The sequence below is a fragment of the Paraburkholderia haematera genome (assembly GCF_905220975.1).
GTDB lineage: Bacteria > Pseudomonadota > Gammaproteobacteria > Burkholderiales > Burkholderiaceae > Paraburkholderia > Paraburkholderia haematera.
Genome location: NZ_CAJNBK010000018.1, coordinates 53,565 through 70,626, shown reverse-complemented (window position 1 = coordinate 70,626; position 17,062 = coordinate 53,565). Strand labels below are relative to the sequence as shown.

General features: G+C 62.7%; 12 protein-coding genes. 7 read left to right on the top strand and 5 right to left on the bottom strand.

Features of this window, described 5'->3' with window-relative positions:
• Positions 1–67 precede the first annotated feature (67 nt).
• Positions 68–1,594, bottom strand: coding sequence for a MocR-like pyridoxine biosynthesis transcription factor PdxR (gene pdxR, locus KHO23_RS25180; RefSeq protein WP_211614150.1), 1,527 nt, complete (start codon positions 1,592–1,594; stop codon positions 68–70).
• Between the two features lie 300 nt (positions 1,595–1,894).
• Between pdxR and tauA the strand changes: the two genes are divergently transcribed.
• The 6 genes from tauA (at position 1,895) to pta (ending at position 9,664) form a co-directional block, all read left to right on the top strand.
• Positions 1,895–2,953: a taurine ABC transporter substrate-binding protein gene (gene tauA / locus KHO23_RS25175; protein WP_211614149.1), complete on the top strand. Its 1,059-nt coding sequence runs from the start codon at positions 1,895–1,897 to the stop codon at positions 2,951–2,953.
• Between the two features lie 39 nt (positions 2,954–2,992).
• Positions 2,993–3,808: a taurine ABC transporter ATP-binding protein gene (locus KHO23_RS25170; RefSeq protein ID WP_211614148.1), complete on the top strand. Its 816-nt coding sequence runs from the start codon at positions 2,993–2,995 to the stop codon at positions 3,806–3,808.
• The gene (locus KHO23_RS25165; protein WP_211614147.1) at positions 3,801–4,721 is read left to right on the top strand and encodes an ABC transporter permease subunit; all 921 of its coding nucleotides are present in this window, start codon (positions 3,801–3,803) and stop codon (positions 4,719–4,721) included. The genes KHO23_RS25170 and KHO23_RS25165 overlap by 8 nt, the downstream gene beginning before the upstream one ends.
• Before the next feature lie 232 nt (positions 4,722–4,953).
• On the top strand, positions 4,954–6,408 hold the full coding sequence (gene phnY / locus KHO23_RS25160) for a phosphonoacetaldehyde dehydrogenase (RefSeq protein WP_211614146.1): 1,455 nt from the start codon (positions 4,954–4,956) through the stop codon (positions 6,406–6,408).
• A 169-nt stretch (positions 6,409–6,577) separates the two neighbouring features.
• Entirely contained in the window at positions 6,578–8,380 is a 1,803-nt protein-coding gene (gene xsc / locus KHO23_RS25155; RefSeq protein ID WP_211614145.1) for a sulfoacetaldehyde acetyltransferase, read from the top strand.
• A 243-nt stretch (positions 8,381–8,623) separates the two neighbouring features.
• Positions 8,624–9,664 (top strand): phosphate acetyltransferase, encoded by a 1,041-nt coding sequence (gene pta / locus KHO23_RS25150; protein ID WP_211614144.1) that lies wholly within the window; start codon positions 8,624–8,626, stop codon positions 9,662–9,664.
• A 249-nt stretch (positions 9,665–9,913) separates the two neighbouring features.
• Here pta and KHO23_RS25145 read toward each other — a convergent pair whose 3' ends face one another.
• The 4 genes from KHO23_RS25145 to KHO23_RS25130 all read right to left on the bottom strand — a co-directional run bounded on the left by KHO23_RS25145 (position 9,914) and on the right by KHO23_RS25130 (position 15,984).
• Entirely contained in the window at positions 9,914–11,692 is a 1,779-nt protein-coding gene (locus KHO23_RS25145) for a cobaltochelatase CobT-related protein (RefSeq protein WP_211614236.1), read from the bottom strand.
• Between the two features lie 113 nt (positions 11,693–11,805).
• Entirely contained in the window at positions 11,806–12,801 is a 996-nt protein-coding gene (locus KHO23_RS25140) for an AAA family ATPase (RefSeq protein ID WP_211614141.1), read from the bottom strand.
• A 48-nt stretch (positions 12,802–12,849) separates the two neighbouring features.
• Positions 12,850–14,154 carry an MFS transporter gene (locus KHO23_RS25135; protein WP_211614139.1) on the bottom strand — a complete coding sequence of 435 codons (1,305 nt, stop codon included), beginning with the start codon at positions 14,152–14,154 and terminating at the stop codon, positions 12,850–12,852.
• 168 nt (positions 14,155–14,322) lie between these two features.
• A complete protein-coding gene (locus KHO23_RS25130; RefSeq protein WP_211614137.1) occupies positions 14,323–15,984 on the bottom strand; it encodes a GMC family oxidoreductase in 1,662 nt (553 codons plus the stop codon).
• A 219-nt stretch (positions 15,985–16,203) separates the two neighbouring features.
• Between KHO23_RS25130 and KHO23_RS25125 the strand changes: the two genes are divergently transcribed.
• Entirely contained in the window at positions 16,204–17,058 is an 855-nt protein-coding gene (locus KHO23_RS25125) for an IclR family transcriptional regulator (protein ID WP_211614135.1), read from the top strand.
• The last annotated feature ends 4 nt before the right edge of the window (positions 17,059–17,062 follow it).

Here is a 17,062-nt window from a genome sequence, read left to right as displayed (position 1 = left end):
CAGCCGCTCGATCCACGGCTTATTCCGCGGCTTATTCCACCGCTTATTCCACCGCTTATTCCACCGCTTAAGCTTCGGGCTCCTGCGCACGCACGAGCTCCGCGAGCAGGCGCACGCCCTCGTCGATCTTTTCGAGCTTGATGGCCGAAAAGCCCATCCGGAAGCAGTGATTCTGCTCCAGTCCGGTCATGAAAAAGACGCGCCCCAGTTCGATCAGAATGCCGTGTTCCTGCGCATCCGCGGCGAGGCGTGTCGCATCGAGCCATGGCGGCCCCTCGACCCAGCACGACGCGCCGCCCCCCACCGGCAGATAGCGCGCTTCGGGAAGGTGCGTGTCGAGCGCCGTCATCAGCGCCTGGGCGCGCTCCCGATAGGCGTGAGCGAGCCGCCGCAGCAGCGCATCGTGGTGGCCGAGCGCCAGAAAGGTGGCAAAGGCGCGCTGAATATAGGCCGCCGGGTGCCGCACCATCAGGCGCCGCAACGCACGAAGTTCGCGGACCAGCTCACGCGGTCCGACGATGTAACCCAGCCGCAGCCCTGGCGCAAAAGTCTTCGACAGACTGCCGATATAGATCACCCGGTCCGCCGTATCCAGGCTCTTCAACGCCGGGTGCGGCATGCCGGAGAAGTTGTTTTCGCTCTCGTAGTCGTCTTCGATCAGCACGAAATCATGGGCCTGCGCCTGTTCCAGCAGCGCATGGCGCCGCTCGATCGGCATGGTGGCCGTGGTCGGGCACTGGTGGCTTGGCGTGACATAGACGTAGTCGCATTTTGCGAGCAGATCGGCATCCTCGACCGGGCGCACGCCGCCGCTATCGACAGGCAACGGCTGCAGCCGCGCATTGCGGTTCTCGAAGATATTGCGCGCATCCGGATAGCCCGGGTTTTCAAAGCCGATCGTGGTCCGCTCGCTCGCCAGCAGATCCGCGATCAGATAGAGCGCCTGCTGGCAGCCGATCGTTACGACGATTTCGTCCGGCATGGCAAACACGCCGCGCCGCGGCAACACGCGCGTGCGGATCTGCTGGATTAGCGTATCGTCGTCGCGCTCAATCAGGTCCGGCGCCCAGTTGCGGATCTCCATGACCGACAGCGCCTTCATGCAGCATTCGCGCCAGTCGTTGGTCGGAAACAGCGACTGGTCAAACTGCCCGTAAATAAAGGGATATTCGTAAGTCAGCCAGTTCCCCGGCTTGACGATGTTGCGTTGCGATGAGGGCCGTTTTTTGACGCGCTGGTTCCAGTCCGGCCTTGCTAGCGACTCATTGGCCGCCTGCCCCGGGACGGTTTGCAGCGGCGCAAATTCGTGCCGCCCTTCGAGGATCGCCGGGTTGACGAAATGCCCGCTGCGCTCGCGCGAAATCAGATAGCCCTCCTCAACCAGTTGCTGATACGCGAGCACAACCGTATTGCGAGCGACGCTCAGCTGGTCGGCCAGCTCCCGGCTGGACGGCAACGCGTGATCCGGCAGCAGTTGCCCGTCCAGAATCGCGGCCACCAGCATCTGGCGAATTTGGCCCTGGAGGCTCATATTAGACTCGGGTGAGCGCTGGAACCGCTGGGTCCATAGGGCCACCGAGGTGCGACTTGCCATGCTTTCTCCTGTTTTTTTGTAGGCGGGGCCCACCCGCACGAAGGCGGACACCGGCATTGTGGACGCGCAAAAAAACGCCTGCCAGCCGCCCCCGGGCGGCTGCCGGCCCGCCCAGCGCTACGGCCCATCCTGGTGCAGCGCTGTGGACTCAACGATCAGCCACGTCTGGCCCTAACCTGCAACATTTTTTACTGACGATACTCGCATCAACCCATTGTCGACGATTGGGACAAGCCCCCGTCGGCGTGCGTTGAATTCACGTGTATTCGCGTACCTACACGGCCATTCTGGAGACCTACGATGAAAAGCGACACACACCCGAAGTTGTCCCGCTGGTTTGGCGATCTGACGCGCCGCGTGACTGTGGCGGCCTTGGCCGCGCTGGCCTGTGCGGTGGCGCCAGCCAGCTACGCGCAGGACAAGGAGGTCACGATAGCCTATCAGCAGATCGTCGACCCATGGGTCGTCGCGATCGCGAGCGGCTCCATCGAAAAAGAGACGGGCTACAAGATCAACTGGCGACAGTTCGAATCCGGCGCGAAGGTCGCGACCGCCATGGCCTCGGGCGACGTGAAGGTCGGCGTGATCGGCTCGAGCCCGCTCGCGGCGGCGGTGAGCCAGGGACTCGATCTGCAGCTCTTCTGGATTCTGGACAACATCAACCAGGCCGAAGCGATGGTCGTCCGCAACGGCTCGGGCATCACGAAACCGTCTGACCTGAAGGGCAAAACAATCGGCGTGCCGTTCGTCTCGACGACGCACTATCACACCATGTTCGCGCTGCAGCATTGGGGCATCAATCCGTCCGAGGTGAAGATCCTCAACATGCAGCCGAACCAGCTGGTCGCGGCGTGGGAGCGCGGCGATATCGACGCCGCCTACGTATGGGACCCGGCGCTCGCCCAATTGAAGAAGAGCGGCAAGGTCCTGATTACGTCCGGCGACCTGTCCAAGCTCGGCAAACCGACCTTCGACGGCATTGCGGTCGATCGTCAATGGGGTGAGGCGCATAAGGACTTCATGGCAAAACTCGTGAGAGCCATCGCCAATGCTGACGATCAATACCGCAAAAACGCCGCACAATGGAATGCCACCTCGCCGCAGGCCGCCGCCATCGCGAAGATGATCGGCGGTTCGCCGGCCGACGTGCCGGAGTCGCTCTCGCTCTATGCCTTCCCGACGCTCCAGGAGCAGGCCTCCTCGCAATGGCTGGGTGGCGGCAGTGCGGGCCGCGCGACATTCGCGCTGAAAGACACGGCCAACTTCCTGAAGGATCAGAAGCAGATCAGCGCGGTGTTGCCCGATTACTCGAAGTTCGTGACCCCCGCTTATGCCGAAGCGGCCATGAAACTCAAATGATGTAAGAGGTAGGCGGTTTCCGTTGAATCAGGAGGCAACATGGAAAGCATGAGAGTCAAGGATGTGAGCGTGGTCTTTCCGGGGCGCAAGGCGGGTCAGACGGTGCATGCGCTCGACAACATCAATCTGACCATCAACTCGGGCGACTTCGTGGTCGCGCTCGGTGCATCGGGTTGTGGCAAGACCACCCTGCTCTCGCTCATGGCGGGTTTCATCGCGCCGACCAGCGGCGAGTTGCTGCTCGGCGGTTCGCCGATCGCAGGTCCGGGCGCCGACCGCGGCGTCGTGTTCCAGAAGCACGCCCTGTTGCCCTGGCTCAACGTGATCGATAACGCCGAGTTCGGCCTGAAGCTTCAGGGCGTGCCGAAAGCGCAGCGGCGCGAGATCGCCGCGCGCAATCTGGCGCTGGTCGGCTTGCAGGATTTTCACAAGCACATGATCTATCAGCTCTCGGGCGGGATGCAGCAGCGCGTCGGCATCGCCCGCGCGCTAACCTGCGACCCCGCCATGCTGCTGATGGACGAGCCGATGGCCGCGCTCGACGCGCTGACCCGCGAAACCATTCAGGAACTGCTGCTCGACGTCTGGACGAAGACCAGCAAGATGTTCTTCTTCATCACGCACAGTGTTGAGGAAGCGCTCTTTCTGGCCAGCCACCTGATCGTGATGTCGCCGCGTCCCGGGCGCATCACGCACACCTACGAGCTGGATTTCAACCGGCGCTTTCTCGAAACACGCGACGCGCGCGCCATCAAGTCGAGCCCCGATTTCATCGACATGCGCGAGCGCGTGCTCAGCATCATTTACGGCGACGAGAAAATGCACGCTGCCGAAGCCGAGGTGACACATGTTTAGTTCAAAACGGGCTCATGCATTGGCGCACGGCCAGCAGGCCTCGCTCGGCGCCGACACGCCGATGGAGCCGCCGCGCACACCCGGTCGACGTCCACGGCTTCTCGCCAAGAAACCCGCGAAGCCAGGCGACACGTTCGGCGTACCCGGCCAGGGCAGCAGCATCCTGACGAGCCTCGTGACGGTCGCCCTATTCGTCGGGCTGTGGTTTGTCGCAACGAACCTGCACTGGATCAAGCCGCTCTTTCTTCCGTCGCCGCAAGCGGTGTACGCGAAGTTCGTCTATGTCGCCACCGAGGGTTTCGCCGGTTCCACGCTCGCCCAGCACACGGCCATCAGCTTGCTGCGCGTGTTCGGCGCCTTCGCGCTCGCCTGCGTGACCGCCATTCCAATCGGCGTCATGATGGGGGTCTCGCGCTTTGCACGCGGAATGTTCGATCCGCCCATCGAGTTCTACCGGCCGCTTCCGCCGCTCGCCTATTTGCCGCTCATCATCATCTGGTTCGGCATTGGTGAATTCTCCAAGGTCTTTCTCATCTATCTGGCCATCTTCGCGCCGCTCGCCATCGCAGCACGATCCGGTGTGCGTTCTGTGTCGATCGAGCAAATTCATGCGGCCTATTCGATGGGCGCCTCGCGCACGCAGGTGGTGCTGTATGTGATCCTGAAATCCGCGCTGCCGGAGATTTTCACGGGGATGCGGATCGGCATCGGCGTGGGCTGGACGACACTGGTTGCCGCGGAAATGGTGGCGTCGACCAGCGGCCTCGGCTTCATGGTGCTCAACGCCGCGGAGTTTCTCGCGAGCGACGTGGTGATCATGGGCATTGTCGTCATCGGCTTCTTTGCTTTGTGCTTCGATTTGCTGATGCGCCACCTGGAGCGTGTGCTGGTGCCGTGGAAAGGCCGGGTTTGACCGGCAAGTTTGATTGATTTAGCGCGGCCCGATAGCGGCCGCGTTTGTCTTATGGCGCGGGGCGTCTCCCAGCTGATTGCGTTCGAGGCGCACACCGCGGCGAGGGGGAATTAGCGTCGGCGCCGTACAGCGTCCCACGCCGGCTTGGACTCAGCGATTGGCGGCGGCTGGCACTACTCGGCTTGCCGCGCCCTCCGCAATACTTCAGCTATCGGTTATCGCTGGAGGCAGTATGAATTCGATCGCGGAAGTACGGCAGTGGCAGGTCCGTCATGAAGCGCTGCGCATCGGCGGAGAAAAGATCCGGCGCGCGGAGATCATCGAAGTCTTCAACCCCTATAACGGTGAACTGGTTGGCACGGTGCCCAAGGCGACGCTGGCCGACGTGCAACGCGCCTTTGCCTGGGCACACCCATATCGGGCGCGGCTCACACGCTACGAGCGCTCGCAGATCCTGCTCCGCGCAGCGGACATGGTCCGTCGGCGTACTGAAGAAATTGCCGCTCTGATCACCGCCGAGTCCGGCCTGTGCATGAAAGACTCGCTATACGAAGCTGGCCGCGTTGCCGACGTCATGACGTTCGGCGCCAATGAAGCGCTGAAGGACGACGGCCAGGTGTTCTCCTGCGATCTCACGCCGCACGGCAAGAAGCGCCGCGTCTACACCCAGCGTGATCCGTTGCTCGGCGTGATCTCCGCGATCACCCCGTTCAATCATCCGATGAATCAGGTTGCGCACAAAATCGTGCCCTCCATCGCGACCAACAATCGCATCGTCGTCAAACCCTCCGAGAAGGTGCCGCTGTCCACCTACCTGCTCGCGGACATCCTTTACGAAGCCGGCCTGCCGCAAGAAATGCTTCAGGTCGTCACCGGCGACCCGAAAGAGATCGCCGACGAACTGATCACGAACGAACACGTCGATCTGATCACCTTCACGGGCGGCGTGCAGATCGGCAAATCCATCGCCAGCAAGATGGGATATCGGCGCGCGGTGCTCGAACTCGGCGGTAACGATCCGATCATCGTGATGGAAGACGCCGACCTGGAAGAAGCGAGCACGCTCGCCGTCGCGGGCTCCTACAAAAACTCGGGCCAGCGGTGTACCGCGGTCAAGCGGATTCTCGTGCACGAAGCCGTGGCCGACAGGTTCGTCGAGTTGCTCGTGGAGAAGACCCGGGCCATACGCTATGGCGACCCCACCGATCCGGCGACCGACATGGGCACGGTTATCGACGAAGCCGCGGCGACCTTCTTCGAAGCTCAGGTGAACGATGCGATCAGCCGCGGCGCGACCCTGCTGCTCGGCAATCTCCGCGACGGCGCGCTGTATTCGCCAACGGTGCTCGATCATGTGACCCCCGACATGCCGTTCGTCAAATACGAAACCTTCGGGCCCGTGTCGCCGGTGATCCGCTTTCACGATATCGACGACGCGATCCGCCTCTCCAATTCGACTGACTACGGGCTCTCGTCATCGGTCTGCACGAACCGCCTCGATTACATCACGCGCTTTATCGCCGAACTGCAGGTGGGCAGCGTGAACGTGCGTGAAGTACCGGGTTACCGGCTCGAGTTGACGCCGTTCGGCGGCATCAAGGATTCGGGTCTTGGCTACAAGGAAGGCGTGCAGGAAGCGATGAAAAGCTTCACCAACGTGAAGACCTATTCGCTGCCGTGGGATTGAGCCGCGTCCCGCGCATCCTTCGCAGCATCGCATTCATTAATTTTCGAGACAATTTGTACCGTTTATCTAGCATCACCTATTGACCATCGTGGGTGCATGCTCTACATTTTAGATAACCATTTTTCGGAACAAAATGTTCCGGTTTCATTAAACAGCGGAGACAAGCCTCATGAGCGATCACACCCCCATCAGCGGCCCGCAGGCCATGACCCCGTCGGAAGCATTCGTCGAAACCCTGGCCGCGAACGGCGTGACCGACATGTTCGGCATCATGGGCTCGGCCTTCATGGACGCCATGGACATCTTCGCGCCCGCCGGCATCCGTCTCATTCCCGTGGTGCACGAGCAGGGCGCCGGCCACATGGCCGACGGCTATGCCCGCGTGTCGGGCCGACATGGCGTGGTGATCGGCCAGAACGGCCCGGGCATCAGCAATTGCGTGACCGCCATCGCCGCGGCGTATTGGGCTCACAGCCCCGTGGTCATGATCACGCCCGAGGCCGGCACTATGGGCATCGGTCTGGGCGGCTTCCAGGAAGCGAAGCAACTCCCGATGTTCCAGGAGTTCACCAAGTATCAGGGCCACGTGACCCATCCCGCGCGCATGGCTGAATTCACCGGCCGCTGCTTCGACCGCGCGCTGGCCGAGATGGGCCCGACCCAGCTCAACATTCCGCGCGACTACTTCTATGGCCAGATCAAGGCCGAGATTCCGCAGCCGCAGCGTCTCGATCGCGGCCCCGGCGGCGACCAACGCCTGAACGAAGCGGCCGAACTACTCGCCGAGGCGAAATTCCCCGTCATCATCTCCGGCGGCGGCGTGGTCATGGCGGATGCGATCGAGGAATGCAAGGCGCTGGCCGAGCGCCTGGGCGCGCCGGTCGTCAACAGCTACCTGCATAACGACTCCTTCCCCGCCAGCCACCCGCTGTGGTGCGGCCCGCTCGGCTATCAGGGCTCCAAGGCAGCGATGAAGCTGATGCAGCGCGCCGACGTGGTGATCGCGCTTGGTTCGCGTCTTGGACCGTTCGGCACGCTGCCCCAGCACGGCATGGACTACTGGCCGCAGAACGCCAAAATCATCCAGATCGATGCCGACCACAAGATGCTCGGCCTCGTGAAGAAGATCTCCGTAGGCATCTGCGGCGACGCCAAGGCCGCCGCGGTTGCGCTCACGCAGCGCCTCGAAGGCCGCACCCTCGCCTGCGACGCCACGCGTGAAGAACGCGCGGGCCAGATCGCCGCTGAGAAGGCTGCATGGGAGAAGGAACTGGATGAATGGACGCATGAGCGCGACCCCTACAGCCTGGACATGATCGAGGAGCAGAAGAACGAGCGCACGCCTGGCGGCGGCACCTATCTGCACCCGCGCCAGGTATTGCGCGAGCTCGAAAAGGCCATGCCGGAAGACGTGATGGTCTCCACCGACATCGGCAACATCAACTCCGTGGCCAACAGCTACCTGCGTTTCAACAAGCCGCGCAGCTTCTTCGCCGCGATGAGCTGGGGCAATTGCGGCTACGCGTTCCCCACCATCGTCGGCGCCAAGGTGGCGGCGCCCCATCGCCCCGCTGTCTCCTACGCCGGCGACGGTGCGTGGGGCATGAGCCTGATGGAAACCATGACCTGCGTGCGTCACAACATTCCGGTCACCGCGGTGGTTTTTCACAACCGGCAATGGGGCGCCGAGAAGAAGAACCAGGTGGACTTCTACAACCGCCGCTTCGTCGCCGGTGAACTCGACAACCAGAGCTTTGCCGGTATCGCTCGCGCGATGGGCGCCGAGGGGGTCACGGTGGACCGGCTCGAGGACGTCGGCCCGGCGCTCAAGCGTGCGATCGATGCACAGATGAACCACGGCAAGACCACCATCATCGAGATCATGTGCACCCGCGAACTCGGCGATCCGTTCCGCCGCGATGCGCTGGCCAAGCCGGTACGTCTGCTCGACAAGTACAAGGACTATGTTTGATTCAGCCGTTGTCTGACGGTCCGGGCGCTGGAGGCACATTTCCTCGCGCCCGGCAGGCCGGAAACGGGATTTCCCCTGCCGTTTCCGGTCTTTTTGTTTCCGGCCTGGTTTTCGGCTGCCTGGTTTTCGGCCGCTTTGTTTTCGGCTGCTTTATTTTCGCGCCGCGTTCTTTGGCTGCCTGTTTCGTCTCTGGCCGCCTTCGTTTGCGGCTCCCATTCTTAACCATGATCGCCGCCCAGTGCCATGAAAGCCATCAATCGCATCATCGAGCGTGCCCGCACTTCGCCGAGACGGATCGTACTTTGCGAAGCGGAAGATCCCCGCATGCTGGAGGCCGCGCAACGCGCGACGCGTGAGGGCATCGCCCGCATCGTGCTGGTGGGTCCGAGTGCGAGCATCCGCGCGGCAGCCGCCAGCCAGGGCATTGAACTGTCCGGCATGGAGTTGGTGGATCCTGCGACCTCGCCACTCGCCGGGTCATTCAGCGATGAACTCTTCGCACTGCGCAGCAAAAAAGGCATGACGCTCGATGAAGCGAAACAGGAAATCCTCAAGCCCCTCTGCTTCGCCAATCTGATGGTTCGGCTCGGTCACGCCGAAGGCTCAGTGGCCGGCGCGGTCCACACAACCGCCGACGTGGTCCGCACGGCGATCCAGATCATCGGTATTCATCCGTCATTCAAGCTGGTGTCGAGTTTCTTTCTGATGATGCTGTGCGAGCCCTTCCACACGCTCAAAGGCGGGCTGATCTTCTCCGACTGCGGGCTGGTGGTGGACCCGGACGCCGGTGAATTGGCCCAGATTGCGATGGCGGCGGCCGACAGCGCGCAAAGCCTGCTGATGGAGGAGCCGCGCGTCGCCATGCTGTCGTTCTCGACCAGCGGTAGCGCCCGGCACGCGGCTGTCGACAAGGTTGTGGAAGCAACGCGCCAGGTGAGAGCGCAGCGCCCGCATCTGGCGATCGACGGCGACGTGCAACTGGACGCGGCGCTCGTCTCCGAGATCGCCATGCGCAAGATCGAGCACTCGCAGGTGCAAGGACACGCCAATGTGCTGATTTTCCCCAGCCTGGAGGCCGGCAATATCGGCTACAAGCTCGCCGAGCGGATCGGCGACGCGAAGGCTATTGGCCCCTTGCTGCAAGGCCTGAAAAAGCCCGCCAACGATCTGTCGCGTGGTTGCTGCGCCGACGATATCTACTTCGTGATCGCGGTGACCGCCGTGCAGGCGCAAAGCAGCGCGACGACAACGCAGGACGCAAGCACCACTCCACTCACGTCGTGACCGACTCGTATTCACTGCGGTCTCGACCACGCGTTCCCTATTCAGCACGTACAACGCACGACTTGGCGCCGACGTATGGATTCAGGTCATGCTCGCTGTACCGGCGGTCGTTCTGACCACAATAGCGGTGCGAGGCATCTTCCAGCCCCAATTGTGACTACGCGGCGCGTTCGGCGTGCGGGTTGTGATCGGTTGCGCAGTTGACCTGTGTTCTCTGCGCCAGTTATGCCTGTCAGGCCGCGGGAACGACTACCGCCTGCCGCCCTGCCCGCGAGCGCCGATCCAACCCACTATCTCCGCGAACAACTTCATGTCGGGCGGCGCAGAAAGGTCCACCGCCAGGCAGCGGCGGTAATACGGGCTGAGATCCAGTCCGACGCCCAGACCCAGCACCTCCACATCGCGCGCAGCCTCGTGACGCGCCACAACGGCCTTGAGATGGTTGTCGAGATAGAAGGCGTCGTTGGCCTGGCCTGTCGCGCTGTCCATGGGGCTGCCGTCCGAAATCACGATCAGGATGCGCCGCGCCTCAGGACGCGCAACAAGACGCGCACAGGCCCAGTCGACCGCCTCGCCATCCACCCCCTCGCGAAACAGGTCCGCCTTAAAAAGCGCGGCTATGTCGGCGCGAGCGCGTCGCCAGTTCCGCTCGGCGTCCTTGAACACCAGATGAGACAGTTCATTGAGCCGTCCCGGATGACGAGGGCGCCCCTGCGCCAGCCAGTCGAGCCGGGCTCGGCCGCCATTCCAGGCGCCGGTGGTGAAACCCAGGACCTCGGTGGTTACGCCGGCCTGGTCGAGCGCGCGCGTGAGGATATCCACCATGATCGCAACCGGCTCGATATGCGCTTTCATCGAGCCCGAACAATCGATCAGAAAGCCGACCACGCAGTCCGCCATGAACGTGTTCCGCTCAAGCCGGAACAGGCGCCGTTCAGCGGGAGAACTGACCAGTTGCGCGAGGCGCCGCCCGTCGATGCGGCCATGCTCTTCACCGAACGACCATCCGTCGCGTTGCGGTATCGCCAGCGCCGCCTTCAGCGCATGCGCAAGCCGCGCCACGTTGATGCCCTGGGCGGCGACGCGTTCGTCGAGCCGTTCGCGAAACTCGCTGAGCAACGACTTGCGGACCAACGTGCCCGCGGATAGCTGACGGTCATAGCGCGTCGTAAAGGCGCGATAGCCCTGCTCCGACGTTTCGAGCACGCGGCTTTGGCCGGTCAGCGCAACGGCCATGTCCTTGTACTCGTCGTCCTCGACGTCGAACCAGAGCGAGAACGCCGTGCGCGGCGTTTTTTCGTCGCGCTCCTGCGGGTCGTCTTGCGTATCGTCCAACGCATCCGCACGGGCAGCACGGATCATCGCGGCGACCAGTCGCGCAAGTTCCCGCGCGTGCACAGCGAACGCGTCCTGCTCGGCGCGATGCCGGCGCAAGCCCGCCAGCGGCACGCCCAGCACCGGCACGATCGCCGCGCGCGTGGCTTCGATCAGGTCTTCGGTCTGTTCGAGCACGGGCCAGCCTGTCAGACGTGACCACGCAATCTGCGCGACCGTGTACAGAAGAATGCCGAGGTGGTCTTCGGCAAGGCCGGCGTGATAGAAGGCCCGCGACCAGGCTTCGAAACGATCGCGCAGGTTCTGCACCAGACCCGGCATGCCTGGTGGCGTCTGCGTTTCGCAGCGCAACTGTTCGAGCAGTTCGAACACCAGGCGCTCGATGGGATCGGTAGGGCATAGGCGGCCATGCAGCGCCGCATCGGAGTGCATGAGTCGAAGGGCCGCGCCATCGGCGGCACCGCGCAGGGACGCGAAGTCGTCCTGCTGCGGGTCGGTGCGCAGATGCGGCGCGTGCAGTGCTACAGGCCGCAGATCGCGGCATAACCGGCCTTCGCGGTAATGCAAAGCGGCGTCGCCGGTGAGGGCACGCACGGCCGCCGCGCACAGCGCCTCGCGCTGTTCCGCGCGGAGGGTTGCTTGCCGTGAGGTCGGCTGGCTTGGCGTTGCTTGCTGCGAGGTCGCTGCGCCCATCGTCCCTTGCCGCAATGTCGCCTGACTCAAGGCTTCTTGCCGCTGGACCGCCTGGTCCTCGACCGCTTGCTCCAAGGCCGCTGGAGTCGGCATAGCCTCTCTCTCCGACATCATCAGCGAATTCCCGCCGCGTAGCCTTCAGCATTGGCGTTCGCCCCAACCTCAAGCTCAACACCAAAACAACGCTGAAAATACTCAGCCACGATCGGCCGCTCGGCTTCGTCGCACTTGTTCAGGAAGGTCAGACGAAACGCCATCGCGGGATCGCGGAAGATCTGGCAGTTCTCCGCCCAGTTGATCACCGTGCGCGGCGACATCAGCGTCGACAGGTCGCCGCTGGCGAAGCCCTTGCGCGTGAGTTCCGCCACGCTCACCATCGACTCGATCAGCGCGCGTCCCGCCGCGTCGGCGAGTTCCGGCACGCGCGCAAGCACGATGCCGGCCTCTTCCGCGCGCGGCAGATAGTTGAGCGTGGCCACCACGTTCCAACGGTCCATCTGCGCATGATTCAGCACCTGCGTACCGTGATACAAACCGTTCAGATTGCCGAGCCCCACCGTGTTGGTGGTAGCGAACATGCGGAAATACGGATGCGGATGAATCACGCGATTCTGGTCGAGCAGCGTGAATTTGCCGTCGCGTTCGAGAATGCGCTGGATCACGAACATCACATCCGGACGCCCCGCATCGTATTCGTCGAAGATCAGGGCAACCGGGCGCTGCAATGCCCATGGCACGATCCCCTCCTGAAACTCCGTGACCTGCAGGTCGTCGCGCACCACGATCGCGTCTTTGCCGACCAGATCGAGGCGGCTGATATGGCCGTCGAGATTGACGCGCACGCACGGCCAGTTGAGGCGGGCCGCAACCTGTTCGATGTGCGTCGACTTCCCGGTGCCGTGCAAGCCCTGCACCATCACCCGGCGATCGCGGCTGAAGCCGGCCAGTATCGCCAGCGTCACTTCCGGATTGAAGCGGTAGACCTCGTCGATTTCCGGCACGTGGTCGTCGCGCTCGCTAAAAGCGGGCATCATCAGGCTGGAATCGATGCCGAAAACGGTTCGCACCGCTACCATTCTGTCGGGTTTGCCCGTCACGATATCAGTCACTTCATTCTCCTCCCCGCTACGGGAATAGTTGTTCGGCGCCGCCCGCGGTCAACGTACGGTCGCCATCTCGTCGAAGGGTTTTGTACGACGTTCCATCGCTCGCGCCGACCATGCCGAGAGCAGCGCTGACAGAATCACGTAACCGCACACGTACCAGGGCTTGCCACCGTCGAGCCGCAGCAGCGCCGTCGCGATGATCGGCGTGAGGCCGCTCGCGAAAATGCCCGAGAACTGATACACGAACGAGATGCCGGTGTAACGTACTTCCGGATCGAACAACTCGGCAAAGAGCGCGGCCTCCGGACCGTACACCATGGCATAGAAGATGCCGAACGGGATCACCACACCGAGCCAGACAGCCAGCGTATTGCCGGCCTGCGTCTCCATCAGCCAGAACGCGGGCAACACCGAAGCGCCGCAAATCAGCGAGCCCCACCGATACACGCGTGCGCGTCCCATCAGGTCCGACATCCTGCCGAAGAACGGGATGAAGAAGCACATCACCATCGCCGCGATCATCACGCCGGTGAGCGCCTCCGTGCGGCTCATCGAGAGATGTTGCGTGAGGTAGCCGATCATGAACACCGCGAAGATGTTGAAGAACACCCCGTCGATCCAGCGCGCGCCCATGCCGAGCAACACCGAACTGCGATAGCGCGTGATCATGTCGACAAACGGAATTTTCACGTCGCGGCGGTTGCGCTTGAGCGCGAGAAACTCGGGCGTCTCCATCACCTTGAGACGAATGTAGAGGCCGAGCACCACGAGCAGCAGCGATGCGGCAAATGCGAGACGCCAGCCCCACGAGAGGAACGCCGCTTCCGGCAGCAATCGGGAAATGCCCGCGACGATGCCCGACGCGAGGCACAAGCCAATCGACAAGCCGATCTGCGGCAAGCTTGCGAACAGACCGCGCCGGTTCGGCGGGGCATATTCATAGGCCATCAACACCGCGCCGCCCCACTCGCCCCCGAGCCCGATACCCTGCAACACGCGCAAGGCGAGCAGCAGAATGGGCGCCCAGATGCCGATCTGTGCGAAGGTCGGCACGAAGGCAACCCCCGCCGTCGAAATCCCCATGATGATGAGCGTGCAGATCAACGCGGACTTGCGGCCCACCTTGTCGCCAAAGTGACCGAAAATCACGCCGCCGAGCGGCCGCGTGATGAAGCCGACGGCGAACGTACCGTAGGCCAGCATGGTCGAGACGAGCGGATCGTGAGCGGGAAAGTAAAGCTTGTTGAACACAATCCCCGCTACGACACCGTAGAGAAAAAAGTCATACCATTCGACTGTCGCCCCAATCACGCTCGCGAATGCAACGCGGCGGATTACCCGCTTATCGATTGCCATAGCGCCTTCTCCAATGGATGGCCGCGTGCCGTCCCGGCAACGCAGCGCTTTTGAGCCCCTGTTTGTCTCCTCCTGGGGCACGAATTTCGCGACCTGCACGCTGCTGTTATCGACTTCGGATTCAGCGAGTCAGGTCGCGATCGTTTTGCTTCTTGCTTGCTTCTTGCGTCAATACTGCGCTTCCGTGCTCCGTGCCTGCATCTGCCCGGCCGGCCGGTCGCCCGCGCGCGCATCCTCGAGAATCATGCTGGACGCCTTCTCGGCAACCATCACGATCGGCACGTTGGTATTGCCTGACACCAGCGTCGGCATGATCGAGCAATCGACCACCCGCAAGCCTTGCGTGCCATACACGCGCAATCGTTCGTCGACTACCGCGCCCGGATCGCTCGCCACGCCCATCTTCGCGGTGCCGGACGGATGAAAAATCGTCTGGCCGTATTCGCGGCAAAAGTGCAGCAGTTCGTCGTCGGTTTGCGCCTCGTGGCCAGGACGCACTTCGCGTTTCATCAGCGATGCCATGGGCTCGGTGGCGGCGACGCGGCGCGCAAAACGCACTCCTGCAACCGTCGTGCGCCGGTCGAGATCGGTGGACAGATAATTCGGCTGGATCGACGGCGCGTCGCGCATGTCGCTCGTGCGGATCCGCACGCTGCCGCGCGACTGCGGCCGTAGCTGGCAAATCGAATAGGTGCAACCTGGAAAGGCATGAACGTCGCCGCCGGCAGTGTCGGCCGAGAGCGTGGAAAAGTGGAACTGAATGTCGGGCGTTTTCGCTTCATCCGGCAATGCACGGCAGAACATGCCGCCCTGATTGATGCCGACAGCGAGCGGCCCATCGCGAAACAACGCCCATTGCAGCCCCATCTTTGCGCGACCCGTCCAGGAGTGCAGCAGATCGTTTGTCGTGATCGGCCGCGTTACTTCGTAAGTCAGGCGTACTTGCAAATGGTCCTGCAAATTCTCGCCGACGCCGGCCCGGTTAGCGACCACCGGAATACCCAACTCATTGAGCAATGCAGCCGGCCCGACACCCGACACCTGCAGCAATTGCGGCGACTGCAGCGCGCCCGCGGTCAGCACCACCTCGCGGTGCGCGCGCACTTCGTGAACCCTGCCGTGCTGCTCATAACGAATACCCACCGCACGCGTGCCTTCAAAGAGAATTTTCGATGCCAGCGCGTCGGTCTCGATCTGCAGATTCGGACGCTTTCGTGCGGGTTTGAGGTAGGCGACAGCGGTCGAACAACGCCAGCCGCGCCGCGTGGTCAGCTGGTAATAGCCGACGCCTTCCTGATCGCCCTGATTGAAGTCGTCGACCGTCTGGACGCCCAGGCGATTCGACGCAGCGATAAACGCATCCACGAGTTCATGGCGCTGTTTGATCGTAGAGGCCCACAAGGGGCCGTCCACGCCCCGTGTCGGCGATTCGCCGAGTTCGTTATGTTCGAGCCGCCGGAAGTACGGCAAGCATTCCTTCCAGCTCCAGCCACGATTGCCGAGCGCGGCCCACTGGTCATAATCCTCTTTCTGGCCGCGAATGTAGATCAGCCCGTTGATGGAACTGCAGCCGCCCAGCGTGCGCCCGCGCGGCCAGTAGAGCTTGCGGTCGTGCATGTTCGGATCCGGGTCGGTGTAAAAGCCCCAGTTGTAGACCGGATGAAACATGGTTTTGCCGTAACCGATCGGGATATGAATCCACAGAAAGCGGTCGGGCGGCCCGGCTTCGAGCAGGCATACCGAGTAGCGGCCATTTTCGGAAAGACGGTTGGCGAGCACACAACCCGCCGATCCCGCGCCGACGACCACGTAGTCGAAACTCCGTACCATTGATGTCTCCGTGTTGCTGCCTTTGCTTTTAAAAACGGATCATTTCGTCTCAATTTATTGGATGGCAGTTTCGACTTCAAGCGATTCCGGTTACGATTGATTAATCCGGTACGAAAACCGACTTTTTCGTTTCACTATTCGATTGGTCCGCACGCGTTTATCCGGGTTGTCACCGATCCGTTCGGACTGCATCCACCTTCATCCGCCCCGGGAAGGACAATGAGAGACACCACGCATCTCCCCTCGCCTGCTCACGAGCCCGCCGACGACACCCGCGTTCTGCGCGCGCTCAGCGTGCTGGAACAACTTGCGTCCGCCGGACAACCGTCGTCACTTTCCCAGTTGTCCTTACGTCTGCAGATTCCGAAGGCGACCTTGATGCGCCTGATCGAATCGCTCGAAGCACGCGGTTACGTCACACACATGCCGGATTCGCGCGGGGCCGATCGCGCCATCGCGCTCGGGCCCCGCGCCGCGCAACTCGCCCTGACCACGCTCGCGAACAGCACGTTTACGCGAGCGTGCCGATCGTTGTTGCGCACCCTCGTGGAGTCGCTCGGCGAGACCTGCAATCTCACCGTGCTCGACGGCGATACCGTGCTGTATGTCGAGCGCGTCGAGACGAGCGAACCCTTGCGTCTGCATCTGCAACCGGGCACGCGCGTCCCGCTCCATTGCACTGCCAGCGGCAAACTGTTCCTTTCGCAGATGACGCCGGCCGAGCGCAGCCTCGTTATCCGGCGCCTGTCGCTCAAATCGATGACGTATCGGACCCTGACCGACATCGATCTGCTGGAAGCGGAACTCGACCGCCTCGCCATGCGCGGCATCGGTGTCGACAATGAGGAATTCGTACGCGGCATGGTCGCGGTCGCAGTGCCGGTGCGCAGCATCGAGGACGGCCGGGTGCTCGCGGCGTTGGCCGTTCATGCCCCCACGGCGCGTGCCAGCCTTGAGGATCTATTGAAAGCGGTGCCGAAGCTCAAGGAGGTAGCCTTGCGCATCGGACCGCTGCTTCAGCCTGCGACGGCGGCAGCGGTGGCAACGGCAACGGCGACGGTCGTGTCGAAATAGAAAT